Origin of the sequence: Microcoleus sp. A003_D6 (assembly GCF_036702825.1) — a bacterium.
Lineage (GTDB): Bacteria > Cyanobacteriota > Cyanobacteriia > Cyanobacteriales > Microcoleaceae > Microcoleus.
Genome location: NZ_JAUBWA010000018.1, coordinates 1 through 16,396 on the forward strand (window position 1 = coordinate 1; position 16,396 = coordinate 16,396).

At 41.4% G+C, this 16,396-nt stretch carries 14 protein-coding genes and 2 pseudogenes; 1 reads left to right on the forward strand and 15 read right to left on the reverse strand.

The features are described 5' to 3' along the window. Nucleotides 1-1,727, forward strand: a pseudogene (locus QUB70_RS07510) (TIGR04372 family glycosyltransferase); the annotation flags it as partial. Nucleotides 1,728-1,771: 44 nt separating this feature from the next. On the opposite strand, the gene QUB70_RS07515 reads toward QUB70_RS07510, so the two are convergent. The 15 genes and pseudogenes from QUB70_RS07515 to QUB70_RS07585 form a co-directional block, all read right to left on the reverse strand. Further along, nucleotides 1,772-2,830: an NAD-dependent epimerase/dehydratase family protein gene (locus tag QUB70_RS07515; RefSeq protein WP_332979368.1), complete on the reverse strand. Its 1,059-nt coding sequence runs from the start codon at nucleotides 2,828-2,830 to the stop codon at nucleotides 1,772-1,774. Further along, nucleotides 2,830-3,843, reverse strand: coding sequence for a 4-hydroxy-2-oxovalerate aldolase (gene dmpG, locus QUB70_RS07520; RefSeq protein ID WP_332979370.1), 1,014 nt, complete (start codon nucleotides 3,841-3,843; stop codon nucleotides 2,830-2,832). The genes QUB70_RS07515 and dmpG overlap by 1 nt, the downstream gene beginning before the upstream one ends. After that, nucleotides 3,824-4,750, reverse strand: a complete 927-nt coding sequence (locus tag QUB70_RS07525) for an acetaldehyde dehydrogenase (acetylating) (protein WP_332979372.1) — start codon at nucleotides 4,748-4,750, stop codon at nucleotides 3,824-3,826. The genes dmpG and QUB70_RS07525 overlap by 20 nt, the downstream gene beginning before the upstream one ends. 61 nt (nucleotides 4,751-4,811) lie before the next feature. Continuing rightward, nucleotides 4,812-6,599, reverse strand: a complete 1,788-nt coding sequence (locus QUB70_RS07530) for a thiamine pyrophosphate-binding protein (RefSeq protein ID WP_332979373.1) — start codon at nucleotides 6,597-6,599, stop codon at nucleotides 4,812-4,814. A 41-nt stretch (nucleotides 6,600-6,640) separates the two neighbouring features. Then, on the reverse strand, nucleotides 6,641-7,588 hold the full coding sequence (locus tag QUB70_RS07535) for an FkbM family methyltransferase (protein WP_332979374.1): 948 nt from the start codon (nucleotides 7,586-7,588) through the stop codon (nucleotides 6,641-6,643). Beyond that, nucleotides 7,585-8,634, reverse strand: a complete 1,050-nt coding sequence (locus QUB70_RS07540; protein WP_332979376.1) for an NAD-dependent epimerase/dehydratase family protein — start codon at nucleotides 8,632-8,634, stop codon at nucleotides 7,585-7,587. The genes QUB70_RS07535 and QUB70_RS07540 overlap by 4 nt, the downstream gene beginning before the upstream one ends. Next, a complete protein-coding gene (gene rfbH, locus QUB70_RS07545; RefSeq protein WP_332979378.1) occupies nucleotides 8,631-9,983 on the reverse strand; it encodes a lipopolysaccharide biosynthesis protein RfbH in 1,353 nt (450 codons plus the stop codon). The genes QUB70_RS07540 and rfbH overlap by 4 nt, the downstream gene beginning before the upstream one ends. Before the next feature lie 75 nt (nucleotides 9,984-10,058). Beyond that, nucleotides 10,059-11,057 (reverse strand): GDP-mannose 4,6-dehydratase, encoded by a 999-nt coding sequence (locus tag QUB70_RS07550; protein ID WP_332979379.1) that lies wholly within the window; start codon nucleotides 11,055-11,057, stop codon nucleotides 10,059-10,061. Further along, a complete protein-coding gene (rfbF, locus tag QUB70_RS07555) occupies nucleotides 11,054-11,830 on the reverse strand; it encodes a glucose-1-phosphate cytidylyltransferase (RefSeq protein WP_332979380.1) in 777 nt (258 codons plus the stop codon). Before rfbF ends, QUB70_RS07550 begins: the two co-directional genes overlap by 4 nt. 428 nt (nucleotides 11,831-12,258) lie before the next feature. Beyond that, nucleotides 12,259-12,666: a type II toxin-antitoxin system VapC family toxin gene (locus QUB70_RS07560; RefSeq protein ID WP_332979381.1), complete on the reverse strand. Its 408-nt coding sequence runs from the start codon at nucleotides 12,664-12,666 to the stop codon at nucleotides 12,259-12,261. An 11-nt stretch (nucleotides 12,667-12,677) separates the two neighbouring features. Continuing rightward, complete coding sequence (locus tag QUB70_RS07565) at nucleotides 12,678-13,340, reverse strand: STAS-like domain-containing protein (protein ID WP_332979382.1); 663 nt, start codon at nucleotides 13,338-13,340, stop codon at nucleotides 12,678-12,680. A gap of 180 nt (nucleotides 13,341-13,520) precedes the next feature. After that, nucleotides 13,521-13,712, reverse strand: a pseudogene (locus tag QUB70_RS07570) (sugar phosphate nucleotidyltransferase); the annotation flags it as partial. Between the two features lie 33 nt (nucleotides 13,713-13,745). Next, nucleotides 13,746-13,985, reverse strand: a complete 240-nt coding sequence (locus tag QUB70_RS07575) for a DUF5678 domain-containing protein (RefSeq protein ID WP_332979384.1) — start codon at nucleotides 13,983-13,985, stop codon at nucleotides 13,746-13,748. 21 nt (nucleotides 13,986-14,006) lie between these two features. Next, a complete protein-coding gene (locus QUB70_RS07580; protein WP_332979385.1) occupies nucleotides 14,007-14,960 on the reverse strand; it encodes a GDP-mannose 4,6-dehydratase in 954 nt (317 codons plus the stop codon). A gap of 337 nt (nucleotides 14,961-15,297) precedes the next feature. Beyond that, complete coding sequence (locus QUB70_RS07585) at nucleotides 15,298-16,317, reverse strand: type I glyceraldehyde-3-phosphate dehydrogenase (RefSeq protein ID WP_332979386.1); 1,020 nt, start codon at nucleotides 16,315-16,317, stop codon at nucleotides 15,298-15,300. Nucleotides 16,318-16,396 lie beyond the last annotated feature (79 nt).

A 16,396-nucleotide genomic window follows, 5' to 3' on the forward strand; every position in this document is an offset into this window, starting at 1 on the left:
ATTTACAAGAATCGATAACTAGAGCTTACCATCAGCTAGGAATCGATCAGGCAGAACAGGGTCTGTTAGATGAGGCTCTGATTTGTTTTAAATTCGCTGAGAGAGGAGTGACTGACCTACCAATCTATGAGCAAATTTGGATAGGGTTAAATGGACTAGCGACCATTGATGAAGCTTGCCCCTCTTATCAAAAAGAAATTCAGCTAGATGCCGCTAAAGCATATTTTCAACAAAGTAGTCAGTATAGACTTATTGATATTACGAGTTTAAACCAACACGATGGTGAGTTCATAGAAAAAGCAGGCTTATCTCTGGAAAATTTAAAGTTAATGTCCTTAGAGAATATAGCCCTAGAAGAACTATATATAAATAGCTTTGGTTATGAACAAAAGGTTGAATTAGATAGGCTCGGAATTTGGGGGAGAACTTATCAAAAAAGCTTAGTAGAAACAGGTTATATTTATTCCCTTTGCCCTTGGACAGGTAAAATCATTAGGTCTAATCAATCTGTGGGTTTTTATCATATGTGTGGCGATCATCCAGTTATTATTTATCGGTTTGTTGGTCAACAAACATTCTATGTTATTTATGGTAGTTGGATAGCAGAGAAAACGATAATTTATTTACCAAGCTTAGAATTAATTATCAAAGTTGCTAATTCTCTATATGGGGAAGTTCTAGCATCATATATAGAAAGAATTAATGTGCTTAAAGCTGAAATGGTTACTTCTTGGAAAAGTGTTAAATCTTATATTAATAGCGACCAACCAAAACAGGTGGCGCTGATGACAGCTTGGAATAAAAATCTAGGACACTATATGTGGAATGAATTAGAGGCTATTCAAAATTTAGAACACCAGGGAATGTTAAAAAAAATAGATAAGTTTTTGGTAGGCCAATATGATTATTTTAATCCTTGTCAACTTTTTGATCTACCTGAAACAAAGGTTATTGACACCAGTGGTTACTCTTATCTAGACTTATTGAATCTAGTTGCAGCCAATAATTATGTAGTAGTGAGCTTAAGATACACACATTTAGTGACAGAGGAATTAGCTCAAAGGATATCTCAGCTTTCTGTCAAGAGATGTTCTCTGGATGTATTGGAAGAAGTGGAGTCAGCTAAAAAACACTTTCCACTCCTCTGCATACAAGTTCGCAGTCATTACCGCGTCTGGTTATCTCAAATAGAAGGAACAGCTAACATTATTAAAGAGCTTTATGCTGATTTTCCCAATTTAGCTGTTGTCTTTGATGGGTGGTCTTTACCAGAAAGACCTGATCAGCGTGCTTTGTCTGGAATCGCAACAGATAAAGCACTTGTAGAACAAATCATAACCCTTATGCCATCTGATATTCCTATCTACAGTGCGATTGGTCGAACTACTGATGAAACTGTAGTTTGGGCTAATGCTGTAGATAGTTATATCGCCACACTAGGCTCTGGATTAACCTACTTAGTGTGGATTGCTAACAAAAGAGGGGTTATTCATGCAAATACCTTTATTATGAATCAATATGCAGCGGGTTCAACATCATCATTTCGAGAAAATTGTGCAACTAACATATTTATACCTAACTCTGAAATTCAGGATCAAGGTCAGCAAGCTTCTGTGACAAATTATGATGTTGACTGGAAATTAATTTTCCAGAAAATTAAAGCTATTTTAGATGCCCTGCCCTCTCGTACTTGTGATGACAAGCACAACTTATTGTTTGGAGAATAGGGAATAGGGAACAGGAAATTTCTTATCAGTCAACAACCCCCCTATCACTCCAACAGATATCGGTTCCATATAATAGTCCGCTTAATAGCAGTATCAATATCAACCTTCAAGCTCAAACCTAATGTTTTCTGAGCTAGGGTAATATCAGGAACAAACTTAGAATGATTCGAGTTACTATCTTCTGCAACACGGGATATTATCTTAGGTCTGAGTGGGAAATGATCGGCAATCTTTTCGGCTAATTGCCTTAACGTCACTCCATCGGGACTCCCCACGTTATAACTCAATCCCACCGTTCCCTGTACTAATATACTCAGAAGCCAAAAAGCCATATCGCTAGGGTACATATAGCTTCTAACCGTTTCGCCATCCCCCAAAATGCGAATTGGTCCTCCTAACAAGCAATCTCGAATAAAGTTATTAATTGCCCAAGGTCTATCTAAAAGTTGATAAGGACCAATAAATGCAAAAGGACGAGCATTAACTATCGGTAGCCTATGTTGATTTCGATAAACAGCACACAAAGTTTCTCCCATACGTTTAGCTTCCGCGTAGGCCGAACTAATAGAAGTGAAATCTAAATTCCCGCGAAAGCTCTCAGGAATTGTCTCTAGTTCCAAAGGTTGGGAACCATAAACTAACCCAGAACTAATGTTCAGAAATTTTTGTAGATTTGGCAAGCGAGTTGCTGCCATTAAAACGGATTCTGTTCCCTTGACTATGACATCCATTGTTTTTAATGGATCTGAAGCATGAAGGCGATTATCAGGATTAGCAGCAGCATGAATAATCCAACTAACATCACTCGGAATATCCAGCAGACTGCGGATGTCCCGCTCTATAATCACTACATCCTTTCTCATTGCCAAGTGGGGAGCTTTAGCGCTAAAATTATAAGCTCTACCTGACAAAAGAATTAATTTTGTGTTGAAGTTATAAGTGTCATTTAAAAAGGCAACTAATTCAGTAAGCCAAGTCCCAATAAAACCTGTACCTCCTGTAATTAAAACGCACTCCCCCTTCAAAGCTGATAAAGCACCAGAGACACCCTTTGTCACCAGCTCGCAATCTTCCTTGATGATGTCAATTAAGTCTTGTCTCATTACTTCACCGTACCTTCAGCAGCTAGTTTCATCGCTACCTCAATGATTAAATCTTCCTGACCGGCTACTACCTTCCGACGACCAAGTTCAAAAAATACATCCTTCGCATTTACTCCGTACTCCATAGAAATGCGTTCGACGTGCTTGGCAAATCCTGAAAAAACTCCAGATAAACCACTAACTACACTCAGGGATTTGATACTGGGAATAACTGGCATTAATTCTTTTTCGGCAATATCGGCTGCATCTAGCATTTTATATAAATCAATGCCTGTCGAAAACCCCATTTTTTCTAACACAGCCACTAAAACTTCAAGTTGAGTATTTCCAGAGCCAGCACCAAAACCACGAGCCGTACCATCTAGGATAGTGGCTCCCGCCTGCACAGCCGCTACTGAATTAGCAACTGCCATGCCCAGATTATTATGCCCATGAAAACCCACTGGAATAGTTAAACTTTTAACTAACTCCGTTATCCTCTCCGTAACATCACTCGGAAGGTAAGCACCTGCTGAGTCCATAATTACTAATGCTTCAGCACCGTAAGATTCCATTTTCAAGGCTTCTTCTGCCAAAAGCTCCTTTGATGCCATGTGGCTCATCATTAGAACCCCATAAACCTCTTTCCCTTTGTCACGAGCATAACCAATATGTCGCTGAGTGATATCAGCCTCGGTGCAGTGAGACGCAACTCTTACCAAATCTACACCAATTTCTATGGCGGTTTTCAAATCTTTGTTAATCGTGGCAAAACCAGGAATAACATGAATGCTTAACTTGGAGTTGACCAGATTCTCCCTAGCTACCTCAAGTATTTCTCTATCTCCGATCAGACTTTCTCCTACTTGCAGGGAAGAAGCACCAAGACCATTACCATGTCCAACTTCAACTATTGGGACACCAGCCGCATCAGCCGCCGCCGCATAGAGAGCGACTTGCGTTGCATTTAGCTGATGGCGGACGGCATGATTTCCGTCCCGCAGAGTGGGGTCACTAATCAATACAGTTGACATAAGGCTCCTCTACTGAGTCAAAATCATCATAGTCTAAATTTCTAATATATTCTTTGGCATATTCTTCGGCAGTGGCGATCGCGGCACAGTTAATAATATCCAGATTGCCAGCATACCTTGGCAGGTAATCGCCAAGTCCTTGAACTTTAACCGTAATCACAATCCGGTTATTCTCGAATACAGGAGGTACCACGAGTTGATATCCGGGAACATATGACCGGATATTGCTAACCATCTCATCAACAACAGTCTTAAGTTTTTCCACATTAGGGTTTTCCACCTTGGCAAATACCGTAGTCTGCATATCAATGCAGGGCTGTGCTGGGTTGAGTATGAGAATGGCTTTGGCGCGATCGCATCCTGAAAACTTTTTAATTCCCTGTTCTGTCGTTTCAATATATTCATCAATGTTAGCACGAGTAGCCGGGCCCGCACTTCGGGAAGCGACGCTAGAAACAACCTCTATATACTCAACATTTTCTTGTGTCTGTCCGATGAGATAAGCCAGAGGGATAGAGGCCTGCCCGCCACAACTAACCATATTAACATTCTTGTACAAGCTGCATTTTTGGATATTCACAGCCGGAACACACATCTCTCCAACTTTGGCAGGTGTCATATCAATCACAATCTTACCTAGCTTTTCTAGTAAAGACCAGTGATAGATGTGATCTCTAGCTGATGTAGCATCAAAAACCAAATCACAGCAGTCAGGTTCTCTAATAATGGCTTCAATGCTCAAGTCTGAAATTCTTACGCCCAGACTATTTGCCTTTGCCATTCCAGGAGATCCCATGTTTCGTCCAATGAAGAGAACGCATTCTAAAAAAGGCGATCTCAAGGTCTTAATTAGAAGATCCGTACCGATATTTCCACTTCCCAGTATTGCTACCTTCAGCTTTCTCATCTTTTTACCTCCTATTTTTGCCGATTTTCTGTTCCTTACTACCCAGCTTAATTGTCACAGCCTATAGGAGTTTTTCACGGACGCAATTTTCTAAGTATTCTTCACGGGGGAGGAAAGGAAACATATCATCATAAGGCATTGACATCATTCTACCGTCATCCAACTTTTTAGAAGCAACCCTCGGAATCAGTAATTGGTTGGGCGGAGTCATCACTTCACAAATTACGGCACCCTGATAATTGATGAGTTCAGCTAGTTTCGCATCCAAATCATCAAGACCTAAAATCCTGATAAATTTAATTCCATAGGCATAGGCAATCTTTTCCATATCTGGGCAACTCACACCGCTATCTTTATCTACACCGATGAAACGACCCTCCTGAAAATTATTTTGGGTCAGTCGAATCAACAAGTAGCCATTATTGTTTAAAATAATTAGCTTAATAGGAAGATTGTTCTGAGTGATTGTTTGCAACTCTTGGATATTAAACTGAACCGATCCATCACCAGTAATACAAAAAACGTCTTTTCCTTCACTGGCGGCAGCTACGCCAACAGATCCAGGCATATAACCCATTGTAGATAGACCGCCTGTGATGATATGTCTTTGTCCGAACTTTACTTGAAAGGCTTGGGCAAAAACATGAAAACAAGAACCTGTATCAACCAAGAAAATTGCATCTTCAGATACTTCTTCTGATAATCGCCTCATCAAGTGATATGAGTTTATGCCATCTTTTTCGTTTTGATACTCCGGCAAATCAACTGGGTACTTTTGCTTCCAAATTTGGGTTTGATCTACCCACGGCTGATTATCTAACTGATAATCATCCAATCTTTCAATCAGTAAATCTAAAAATAACTTCGCATCTGTCTGAACTGCTATATCTGGTATAACAGAAGGCTTGGTAAGCTCTTGCTCGTCAACATCAACACTAATTTTCTTGGCATGACGCGCAAAGTCTTGAAAATCGTAACCCACCAAACCGATGCCTAGACGACAGCCAATATTTAGTAAAAAGTCAGAATTTTGAATAGTAAAGTTAGCCGCGCGATCGCCATAAGTACCTGGTCTGCCGACAAATAGAGGATGGGAGTGGTCTATTAAATCCATCCCTAGTCTTGATGTCATTACTGGAATGCCAGTTTTTTCTACCAATTGGTGAAATGCTTCAATAGCACCAGACAGTCTGATTCCCGCTCCCCCAAGAATACATGGTCTTCTGCTCTGGCGAATAGCTTCGACAACTTGAGCGACCTTTTCTTCGAGGTCATTTGTTGATTGCTGTGATTCGGGAGGTGTAAAATCTTCAAATTCATCAGGGTCAAAGTAAGCACCTTGAATATCGATGGGACATTCAATCCATACTGGACCTACACGATGAGAAGTTGCAAGATAAATACATTTTTCAACTTCATACTTCACCTTGGATATGTCATCGAGCATGACGGCATACTTAGTCACTTTTTCAAATATTGGCAATGTGTTGAAACCCTGAAGCGCAAACTGTCTTGGGCCTGTAACAATAGCCTGGGATACCTTAGATTGACCGGAGACAATAATACACGGAGAAGAATCAACATAAGCTCCCACAACTCCCGTCAATGTATTTAATGCCCCTGGCCCGGCTGTAACATAAGCAACTCCTAGCTTTCCTGTAAATCTCCCATAAGCTTCAGCAGCCATAACTGCTGATTGCTCATGGTGACAGCATACAAATTTCTGTTTTCCCTGCTGAAGAAGTGCATCTGTCAAGTGCATGATCATGCCACCTGTAATCAAGAACACATATTCACCACCAGCTTCATACAACTTATTTGTTATAAAGTCTGCAACCCGCATTTTCATACAATAACCACCTTTATTTTGAGAGAGCTAGAAAACAAAACTTAGACTTTCAACGTCAAAGATTCTATCACAGCAGTATGATTAACCGAATCTAAAAAGAAAAAATTAGTTTCCATTGTATTTTCATCCATTCTAAAGAACTCAACCAGTTTATCTTCTTTAGCGGTAAAACAGCGATATCCAATACCAAAAAGTAAATCTATGATAGCATTAGGATGATAATTAAATTTTTTAGACCACTTTCTCAACATTTCTGTAAAAATTATAGGTTTGTTTCTCTTAAGGGACTGAATACCGCCTTGATATACGAATAGTTCAGCCCCTTCTACATCACATTTGATAAAATCTACACTCAGGGATTTTTCAACAGTAAAGTCATCCAGCTTTTTCACAAAGCAAGGAACTATTTGAACATTATCTAATTCAGATAGATTTGCTGCGGAAGCATTACCAGAACCTTCGGGATAGTAATAAAAATTCAATTCTTTTTCTTCATTCGAGAATCCAAAATTGTGTATGTTTACATTGACTAGATTCAAGTCAACATTAGCCTTTAATTTTTCAAAAGTCATAGGAATAGGCTCAAAAGCAAAGAACTTAACTTTTTCAAAACTTTTGGCTAGGTTAATTGTGTACCAACCTACATTAGCTCCGATATCAAAAAAACTAACTTCCTCTTCTTTTTGATTCGTCAAACTTGTAACTAACTTGAAAATCATATCAGAATCAGTTTTTTCGTAAAAATTAAAATTCAAAATTTCAAGAGGTGCTAGTCTTTTATCTTTTTGATCGCAACGTATTTTAACCCCTGTAGTTCTGGATGTCATTATCACATCTCCATCAGTAATTTCTATTTTAGCAATATCTGTATCTGCAAGAAAATCGGCATACTCAAATAAATGCTGATGGAGTTGATACATCGTATCTATATATTGAGGTTTACTGATTTGACCAGCAATATAAGCAGCTTTTGTATTTTTTAAATTCATAAAAAACTCCTAATTGTTCTGTGAAAGCCTTCTTCAACTGATGTAGTCGGTTCCCATCCTAACCCACGAACTTTGGAAATATCTGGACAATTTCTCAAAATATTACTTCGCAGATACCCAGGCGGTTGAGTCACCTCTTGTTTAACAACTTTTAACCTTTTTTCAGGAAACAGACTGACTAACCTATTGGCTAAATCCAAAATACTGGCTTCGCCACGATCATTTCCGACATTATACGCTTGTCCATCCTCTCCTTTCAAGAGAACTGTCAAAAAGCCCTGAATAGCATCAGCTAAATAACAAAATGCTCTGATGGCACTTCCATCACTTTTCATCACGATATCTGTATTGTTGACAATATTGGCAATAAAATCAGCATATACTCTGCCATCATCTAAACTCATACCAGGGCCATAGGTATGAAAGGGACGGACAATTTTAGTCGGTATACCATACTGATGACACCACGAAACACACATTGTTTCACCCATCCGTTTACTTTCAGCATAACAAGACCTAACCTTAGTTGGATCTACATACCCATAATCGCTTTCTTTGGTAGGTATTTGAGACGATTGAACTTCTCCATACACTTCTCCACTACTGAAAAATAAAAAATTTTCCACAGGATTATCTTTTGCCAAGTTAAGTAAGTTGTAAGTTCCTATTACATTAGCCGATAATGTTCCAACTGGATCTTTACCGTAATATTTAGGGCTTGCTTGACTAGCTGCATGAATAATATAATCAACTTTATTATCAATTAAAATAGGTGAACAAACATCTTGTACAATCAGGTTTAATTCTTTTCTTTCCTGATACATAGAAAACCGATTTAAAAATTTTTTTTTGTTTCTTACTAAAGCAATAATTTTAGTCTTTTCTTGAGAAGTATATTCATTTAAAAAGAGTAAAGCTTCTACTATGTAAGCAGGCAAGAAACCATTTGCTCCTGAAATAAGCACGGTTTTTCCTGCTAAGTTATTCCAGGGCAAATTGGCTGCAAGTATGTTCTCTAAATCTTCTTGAATAATTAGATGTTTCATAAGGTTGACCTTCTACAAAAACCTCTCAAGATAAATACTACATACATTAGCATTTCTTCCGTCAACCCTGGAAATATACCCAGCCAAAATGCACTGTGCATGACCATATCTGTATTCCCAAGTTCGCCCACAACTCGGTATTTTAACCCCTGATATAAAGGCTGACGCACCAAATTTCCCCCAAACAGCAACCGAGTCCCAATCCGCTTTTCTTCCAGATATTGCACCAACGCATTACGGGTAAACGGTGCATTCTCCCTAACTGATAGCAGAAAACCAAACCAACTCGGCTCAGAGTTCGGTGCAGCTTCCGGCAATACCAAAACATCCTGCAAATCTTGCAACTGCTGATGTAAAAAATCAAAATTATGCCGACGCTTTGCTACAAACTCAGGCAATTTATCCAACTGAGCACAACCGACTGCGGCCTGCATATCGGTCATTTTCAAGTTATAACCAACATGAGAATAAGTATACTTGTGATCGTACCCAAAAGGTAAATCACCCAATTGCCAGCCAAACCGCTTACCGCAGGTATTATCAACCCCCGGCGGGCACCAACAATCCCTACCCCAGTCACGGAAAGATTCGACAATCTTCTTCAGACGAGTATCATTGGTCAAAACCGCACCTCCTTCACCCATAGTCATGTGATGGGCTGGGTAAAAACTAGCCGTCGATAGATGCCCAAACGTGCCAGTTTTCTTTCCTTGATAAAGACTTCCCACCGCATCACAATTATCCTCAATTACCCACAGGTCATGCTTATCAGCAAAAGCCATTACCGCCTCAATATTAAACGGATTACCCAAGGTATGAGCAACCATAATGGCGCGAGTACGGGATGAAAAAGCAGCCTCTAACTGGTCAGTGTCGATATCATAAGTGGGTAACTTGACATCTAAAAACACTGGAACTAACTGATTTTGAAAAATCGGATTTACAGTAGTAGGAAACCCCGCCGCTACCGTAATCACTTCATTCCCAGGTTGCAGCCGTTTATCCCCCAACTTCGGTGAAGTCAGCGCCGATAAAGCTAATAAGTTTGCAGAAGAACCAGAATTGACTAGCAGACAGTGCTTGACTCCCATCCACTCAGCAAACCGCTCTTCAAACTCAGTCGCATAGCGCCCAGTAGTCAGCCAAAAATCTAGCGACGCATCGACTAGCTGTACTAACTCGCGATCGTCAAATACTTTACCTGACACTGGGACATAAGTTTGACCAGGAACAAACTGTTTGTGGGCAAACTTAAACTGATGGTATGCTTCAACGGCAGCAAAAACTTGCTCTCTAAGCGCTTGCTCTTGCTCTGAACTACTAACTGGGCGCGGTGTGGCTTGGGTCATGGCGATCGCAAATCAATAAGATAGTACAGGTATGAGTTCGGGAATCAATAGGTCACTATACCATTGAATCATCAATCACACGTTGATAAAACAGGGACTTTCATTCATCAAAAATTGCTCATACCACTCAATTGTTTCTTTCAACCCTTCTTCTAGAGGATACTTAGATTCCCAGCCGAGCATTTTTCGCGCCTTATCAGCCGAAAGATACTGATGTTTAATTTCATTCTTTGCGCGATTCAATATGACAGGCTCTAAATAACTCTTTCCCATCAATCTTAAAACATGATCTACCATGCCCCGCACCGAAATTTGCAGCTCATTACTGAAATTAAACGCCTCTCCCAAAATTTCTTTCCTGTCCATTTGTTCAGCCAAATGGAGATAAGCTAAAACCCCATCCTTCGCATAGAAATAGTCCCGGATAAAAGTGCCATCACTGCGAATGACTACCGGCTTGTCTCGTAATGCCGATCGAATTGTAGACGGAACAATGCGATTGAAATTCAAGTCTCCGCCGCCGTAAAAATTGCCACAGCGAGTAATGCACACGGGCAAACCGTAACTGACGTAGTAAGCCCGACTGATTAAATCAGCACAGCTTTTAGAAACATCGTAAGGGTGTTCTCCTTGCAGCGAAGTTGTTTCGCTGTAAGGCAAGACTAGCTGGTCTCCATAGGCTTTATCGCTTGATGCTATGACAATTCGAGTCACACCACCGACGCGACGACAAGCTTCTAGAATATTCCAAGTACCTTTAATATTCGTTTCAAAAGTTGCGACAGGCTCTCTATTTGCAACTCCCACAATTGTCTGAGCGGCTAAGTGAAACACCGTATCGACTTCATACTCATTGATGGCTCGTTCTACCGTTGGCAAATCTTCGACACAACCGCGAACGATATTAATTTGTCTATACCACTCTCCAGCATAAAGTCGGGATTGCGGCACTAAGTCCCGGACTAATCCCGTTACCAAGGCTCCTCTTTCCAACAACTCAGCCACTAACCAGTTGCCCAAAAGGCCAGTGCAGCCTGTCACCAATACCGATCGATCGCGCCAAAACTCACTCATTCCCACACCCTCCAAGGAGCCTCTCCATTATCCCAAAGTTCGTTCAAATATTTATACTCGCGGTAAGTATCCATTGCAAAAAAGAAACCTTCGTGGCGGTAAGCCATCAATTGTCCCTGAGCCGCTAACCGTTCTAGAGGTTCCCGCTCTAAGAAACAATCATCCCCGCTCAAATCTTCAAATATGCTGCGGTGAAGTATCAAAAATCCTGCACTGGCCCAGCCATCAATTTGAGGTTTTTCCGTGAATTCCAGAACTTTGCCTTGGTTGTCCACATCTAAAATACCATATCGAGATACCGGACGCACTGTGCTAACAGTTGCTAGCTTACCATGAGACTTATGAAAATCCACCAGCGCCCCAATATCGATATCAGCAACTCCATCACCGTAGGTCACCATAAAGGTATCATCAGTAATGTATTTCTCCACACGCTTTACCCGCCCCCCAGTCATGCTGTCTGGCCCTGTTTCCGCCAGTGTCACCTTAAAATCTTGCTCCTGGTGTTCCTCGTGATAGGTAATCTGGTTTTGGCGGCCCAAGCAAATAGTAAAATCATTATTCATCGCTTCATAATTCAGGAAATACTCCTTAATCATGTTGCCGCGATAGCCCAAACACACAATAAAATCCCGGAAACCGTAGTGGGCATAGGTCTTCATAATATGCCAAATAATCGGCCGCCCGCCCACATCAACTAGGGGCTTAGGACGAAATTCTGTTTCTTCTCGGAGACGAGTCCCCAAACCGCCGGCTAGTATAACTACTTGCATTTTTTCACACTTTGAAATGTCATCAACTAATCTCTAGTTACAGTGGAATCCTGAGATTTTAGTGTCTGGCAAATGCACCCCATTTTACTACGTAGGGTAAGTTTTGCCCGCCCGATCGCCCGCACCGACACAAAGCCCTTGCCTCCCAGATGATACCAGACCGCAACCCCTCTGAGAATGTTCCGGAAAAACTAGGTATTATAGACAAGCCACTGCTGCCAAGCGCTAGGTAATTCAGCTTACAACAATACGATTTATCGATACAAGTGAGCAAAGACGATCGCCCCCACCCACGCGATCGAACAAAGGGCGATCGACCAACACGCGCGATCGGGTAAACTAGAAAGGTCGATCGCCCCGTCCCCTTGTACCGTTAAGCCAAAACAGAGCTTTTGATGTCGAAGACCTACGCTAATTTACCATAAAATTTAAGCTACAGTCCAATCTTCTAATATTAAATTAGGCACTTTAGCAAAATCTCTTCGATTGCGCGTGACTAAAACCGCATGACAAGAGAGGGCGATCGATGCTATCCTTAAATCCTGTGTCCCAACTCTAATCTTTTGACGCTGTAATTCCAAATAATAGTTATCCGCAATTGCGTCAAATTCAAGCACGGGAAAATTCTGCAAAAAACTAATTGTATAAAATAGCCTAGTATAACCTGATATTCTTTGTTCTGAAGAAGTAGCTTGCCTAATTACATTCAGACGACCGCGCATTTGTTCTTCCCAAGTAATTATAGTTAGCGCTGTTTCGCCCACAGGTAATCTACTAAATCTATCGGTCACAAGAGTATCTTGTCTTTCTAACAAGGAAACATGGTCTGTATCCAATATTCTTAAAATCAACTTCCCGCTGTCTCCGCATCAATCTGTCGAAAATACTCTTCATCTAATTCGCGACGATACTCCGCTATATAAGCCAACATATCATCAAATGTTTCATCATTTTTAAACATACCCACTACTTTTAGCATAGGATTATTAGGTTGTTTTTGACGCAACTCTTCTAGCTGTTCATCACTCATTGGTTGACGAAATTTTTCAGGATTTATTAAAAACTCTTTTTTGGTTTCTATGACATGATTTAAAAATTCCAAATTTTGTTCAGTAATATCCACTAACTGCAAACAAGATTGTATTTGGCTTTCTGAAAAATGCTCGTATAAGTGACCGATCGCCTTAGTGATAAATGACCAACTAACTCGTTTCACATTTCTAAAAGATAAAACTACTGTTTTTTGGCGAGCTATCGCTTCTGAAATTAGGGGATAAATCACTTGACCTTCCCATTCAAAATTCAGTTCATCTTTGCCTAATAGCTGAGTAATATTAATCTTAATATTGGCATTTTTATCTGATTCTGGTCGATCTTCCTGCGAGCTGACAGCGGGTACTTGCAACGCACCAATCAAATCAATTACTACCCGTTGTTGTGCGGGAGATAGAGTCTTTAATTGGAGAATTATCTCTTGTTCGTTGGGGCTGGTTTGAGTTATTTGAGTCATCGTCAACTTACCTCAGTCATTAAGTATAATTATACATCGTCAACTCATTAATTAGGAAACTTAAGCTACAGTCCCATCGTATCCGCTCAATAAATCGGGAAAAATTGCTTACTAACGAGTCTCAAACATCGCAAAATCATTCCCAAAAGGTAGCCTACCCCAATTTATTGAGTGGATACGGAAATACTCCTTAATCATGTTGCCTTTGTAGCCCAAACACACAATAAAATCCAGGAAACCGTAATGGGCATAGGTCTTCATAATATGCCAAATAATCGGTCGCCCGCCCACATCAACTAGGGGCTTAGGACGAAATTCTGTTTCTTCTCTCAGACGAGTCCCCAAACCGCCGGCTAGTATAACTACTTGCATTTTTTCACACTTTGAAATGTCATCAACTAATCTCTAGTTACAGTGGAATCCTGGGAAACGGACAGCAGTTCCAAATTCGCTTTCAAATATGCGACAAAGCACATAACTCAATTTAGGTGTATCAGGGGAAATTCCTTCCTTCATTTTGTCATAATCTGAGTCGTGACTAATTATCCCATTATTAGTATAGGCAATCCATTCACCTCGATATTTTTTCAAATGTCGGCGATTGGCTTTATACCACTCATTAGCCGTTGCATATTCTGCTGCCATCTTTTAACCCCTATTTTTGCATCAAACCATCCTCGCCTCCACCATCATCCGCACCACATCGGGCATCTTATACTTCGCCTCCCATCCCAACTTTTCTTTTGCCTTACCCGGATTACCCATCCCAAGTGCAATCTCCGTTGGTCTGTAGAGACTCGCATCAGTTACTAAATGTTCCTGCCAATCCAAACCCGCAGAAACAAACGCGGTCTGCACAAACTCCTCCAAAGGATAACTTACACCAGTAGCAATTACATAATCATCCGGTTCATCCTGCTGCAACATCAAATACATCGCCTCCACATATTCCGGCGCCCAACCCCAGTCCCGCTGCACCGAAATGTTGCCCAAATGCAATTTTTCGGAACTACCCGCAGCAATTCGGCACACAACAGATACAATCTTTTGCGTGACGAACCTCTCCGGCCGCAGAGGCGACTCGTGATTGAACAGAATACCAGAACACGCAAACAAATTGTACGCTTCCCGATAATTCGCTACTTCCCAAAATGCCGTTGCTTTCGCCACCGCGTAAGGGCTTCTGGGGCGAAAAGGCGTATTTTCATCTGCTGCACTGCCTCCGGTATCCCCAAAACATTCGCTGGAACTGGCATTGTAAAGTTTAATTGTTCTGCCTGTAAACCGAATTGCTTCTAAGAGATTTAATGTGCCTGTGGCAATGCTTTCGAGAGTTTCTACCGGTTGTTCAAAAGACAAGCCGACCGAACTTTGACCTGCTAGATTGTACACTTCGTCGGGCTGAATTTTCGCTAGTACCTGCAAAACGCTGCGAAAATCGTTGAGAGACATGGATTCTAGTTTTACTCTGTCTCGGATGCCCAAACGGGCAAGGTTTCCGAAACTAGACATTTGGGCGTCCCTGGAGGTGCCGCAAACTTCATAACCTCGATCGAGCAAAAGTTTAGCTAAATAAGCTCCATCCTGACCTGATATACCACAAATTAACGCTTTTTTCATACCACATTTTTCTTTCAAAGCTCTACCGTAGCTGTTGCTATTTTTCCAGTTTTTTAACTTTTGTCGTAATTTTTATTCTTTTTAATATTTGGGATTTTCCGACGACTTACCAGAGCAAGTTTAAGCGCTTACTACAAACAAATTTCAGGATTTACGCCCGGAGGCTAAAGAAACCGGGTTTTTCACCGATATTAAGGGTTTCCACCAAATATTTGGGTGAAAAAACCCGGTTTCTGCCCCCCTGTGCGATCGCCAGTCAGTTAGACATCGACTCAAAAGTACAAAATATCAGCATTTTACCTTCTGCCGAATGACTGATCCCTTCTGCCTTCAGGTACTAACCTTCCCACCTTTGGGCGACCAATTCAGCCAAGTCAACCACCCGCTGACTGTAGCCCCACTCATTGTCGTACCAAGCCAACAACTTCACCATGTCGCCGTCCATAACTAGCGTCAAGCTGGAATCCAAGATCGAAGAAGCATCGTTTCCGCGATAGTCGCAAGAAACCAAAGGCAAATCGTTGTACTCCAAAATCCCCTTCAGTGGGCCTTCGGCCGCTTCTTTGAAGACTTGATTTACTTGCTCGGCAAAAGTCTTTTTCTCTACCTGAGCCACAAAATCAACTACCGACACATTAGGAGTCGGCACGCGCATGGCGATGCCATTTAACTTACCCTTCAATTCTGGAATTACCAAAGCCACAGCTTGGGCCGCTCCGGTAGAAGTCGGCACAATATTCATCGCAGCAGCCCGCGCCCGCCGCAAGTCGCGGTGGCTGGCATCCAGCAAGCGCTGGTCGCCAGTATAGCTGTGGGTAGTGGTCATCATGCCTTTGACGATGCCAAAATTTTCGTGAAGCACTTTCAGTACAGGAGCCAGACAGTTAGTAGTACAGCTAGCATTGCTGATGACAGTGTAGTCACTGTGCTTGTAGTTGTGGTGGTTGACTCCCATCACATAGGTGCCAACTTCAGGCCCCTTGCCCGGAGCTGTAATTAGCACTTTTTTAGCGCCGGCAGTGATATGCTTCGATGCACCAGCTTGGTCAACGAAGACGCCGGTCGCTTCAATAATCAGATCAATACCCCAATCTTTCCAAGGCAAGTTTAACGGGTTGCGATCGCTCACGCATTTAACTGTCTTCCCATTTAGAGTAATGGAATTTTCATCCGTACTGATGTCCACACCCTTCAACGTTCCCATCATGGAATCGTATCTCAGCAAGTGAGCATTTGTTTTCGGATCGGAAGTGTCATTAATAGCTACCAACTCTAGCTGGCTGTTTTCTCTGCCCAACCAGCAGCGCGCAAAACTGCGTCCAATACGTCCAAAACCATTGATCGCGACTCTAATCACCTTGTACCTCCTAATGATGGCAGCCTCTAGCTCAGGCTGAAATTTTGGAAAAATTTAAGAATTGACTTATGACACCAGA

What these genes read in the sequence shown, in the direction of transcription:
- QUB70_RS07540 (WP_332979376.1), bottom strand. Translation starts at nt 8,634, where the DNA reads ATGAAACATCTAATTATTCAAGAAGATTTAGAGAACATACTTGCAGCC.
- dmpG (WP_332979370.1), bottom strand. Translation starts at nt 3,843, where the DNA reads ATGTCAACTGTATTGATTAGTGACCCCACTCTGCGGGACGGAAATCAT.
- QUB70_RS07525 (WP_332979372.1), bottom strand. Translation starts at nt 4,750, where the DNA reads ATGAGAAAGCTGAAGGTAGCAATACTGGGAAGTGGAAATATCGGTACG.
- QUB70_RS07575 (WP_332979384.1), bottom strand. Translation starts at nt 13,985, where the DNA reads ATGGCAGCAGAATATGCAACGGCTAATGAGTGGTATAAAGCCAATCGC.
- rfbF (WP_332979380.1), bottom strand. Translation starts at nt 11,830, where the DNA reads ATGCAAGTAGTTATACTAGCCGGCGGTTTGGGGACTCGTCTCCGAGAA.
- QUB70_RS07535 (WP_332979374.1), bottom strand. Translation starts at nt 7,588, where the DNA reads ATGAATTTAAAAAATACAAAAGCTGCTTATATTGCTGGTCAAATCAGT.
- QUB70_RS07550 (WP_332979379.1), bottom strand. Translation starts at nt 11,057, where the DNA reads ATGAGTGAGTTTTGGCGCGATCGATCGGTATTGGTGACAGGCTGCACT.
- QUB70_RS07565 (WP_332979382.1), bottom strand. Translation starts at nt 13,340, where the DNA reads ATGACTCAAATAACTCAAACCAGCCCCAACGAACAAGAGATAATTCTC.
- QUB70_RS07580 (WP_332979385.1), bottom strand. Translation starts at nt 14,960, where the DNA reads ATGAAAAAAGCGTTAATTTGTGGTATATCAGGTCAGGATGGAGCTTAT.
- QUB70_RS07515 (WP_332979368.1), bottom strand. Translation starts at nt 2,830, where the DNA reads ATGAGACAAGACTTAATTGACATCATCAAGGAAGATTGCGAGCTGGTG.
- rfbH (WP_332979378.1), bottom strand. Translation starts at nt 9,983, where the DNA reads ATGACCCAAGCCACACCGCGCCCAGTTAGTAGTTCAGAGCAAGAGCAA.
- QUB70_RS07530 (WP_332979373.1), bottom strand. Translation starts at nt 6,599, where the DNA reads ATGAAAATGCGGGTTGCAGACTTTATAACAAATAAGTTGTATGAAGCT.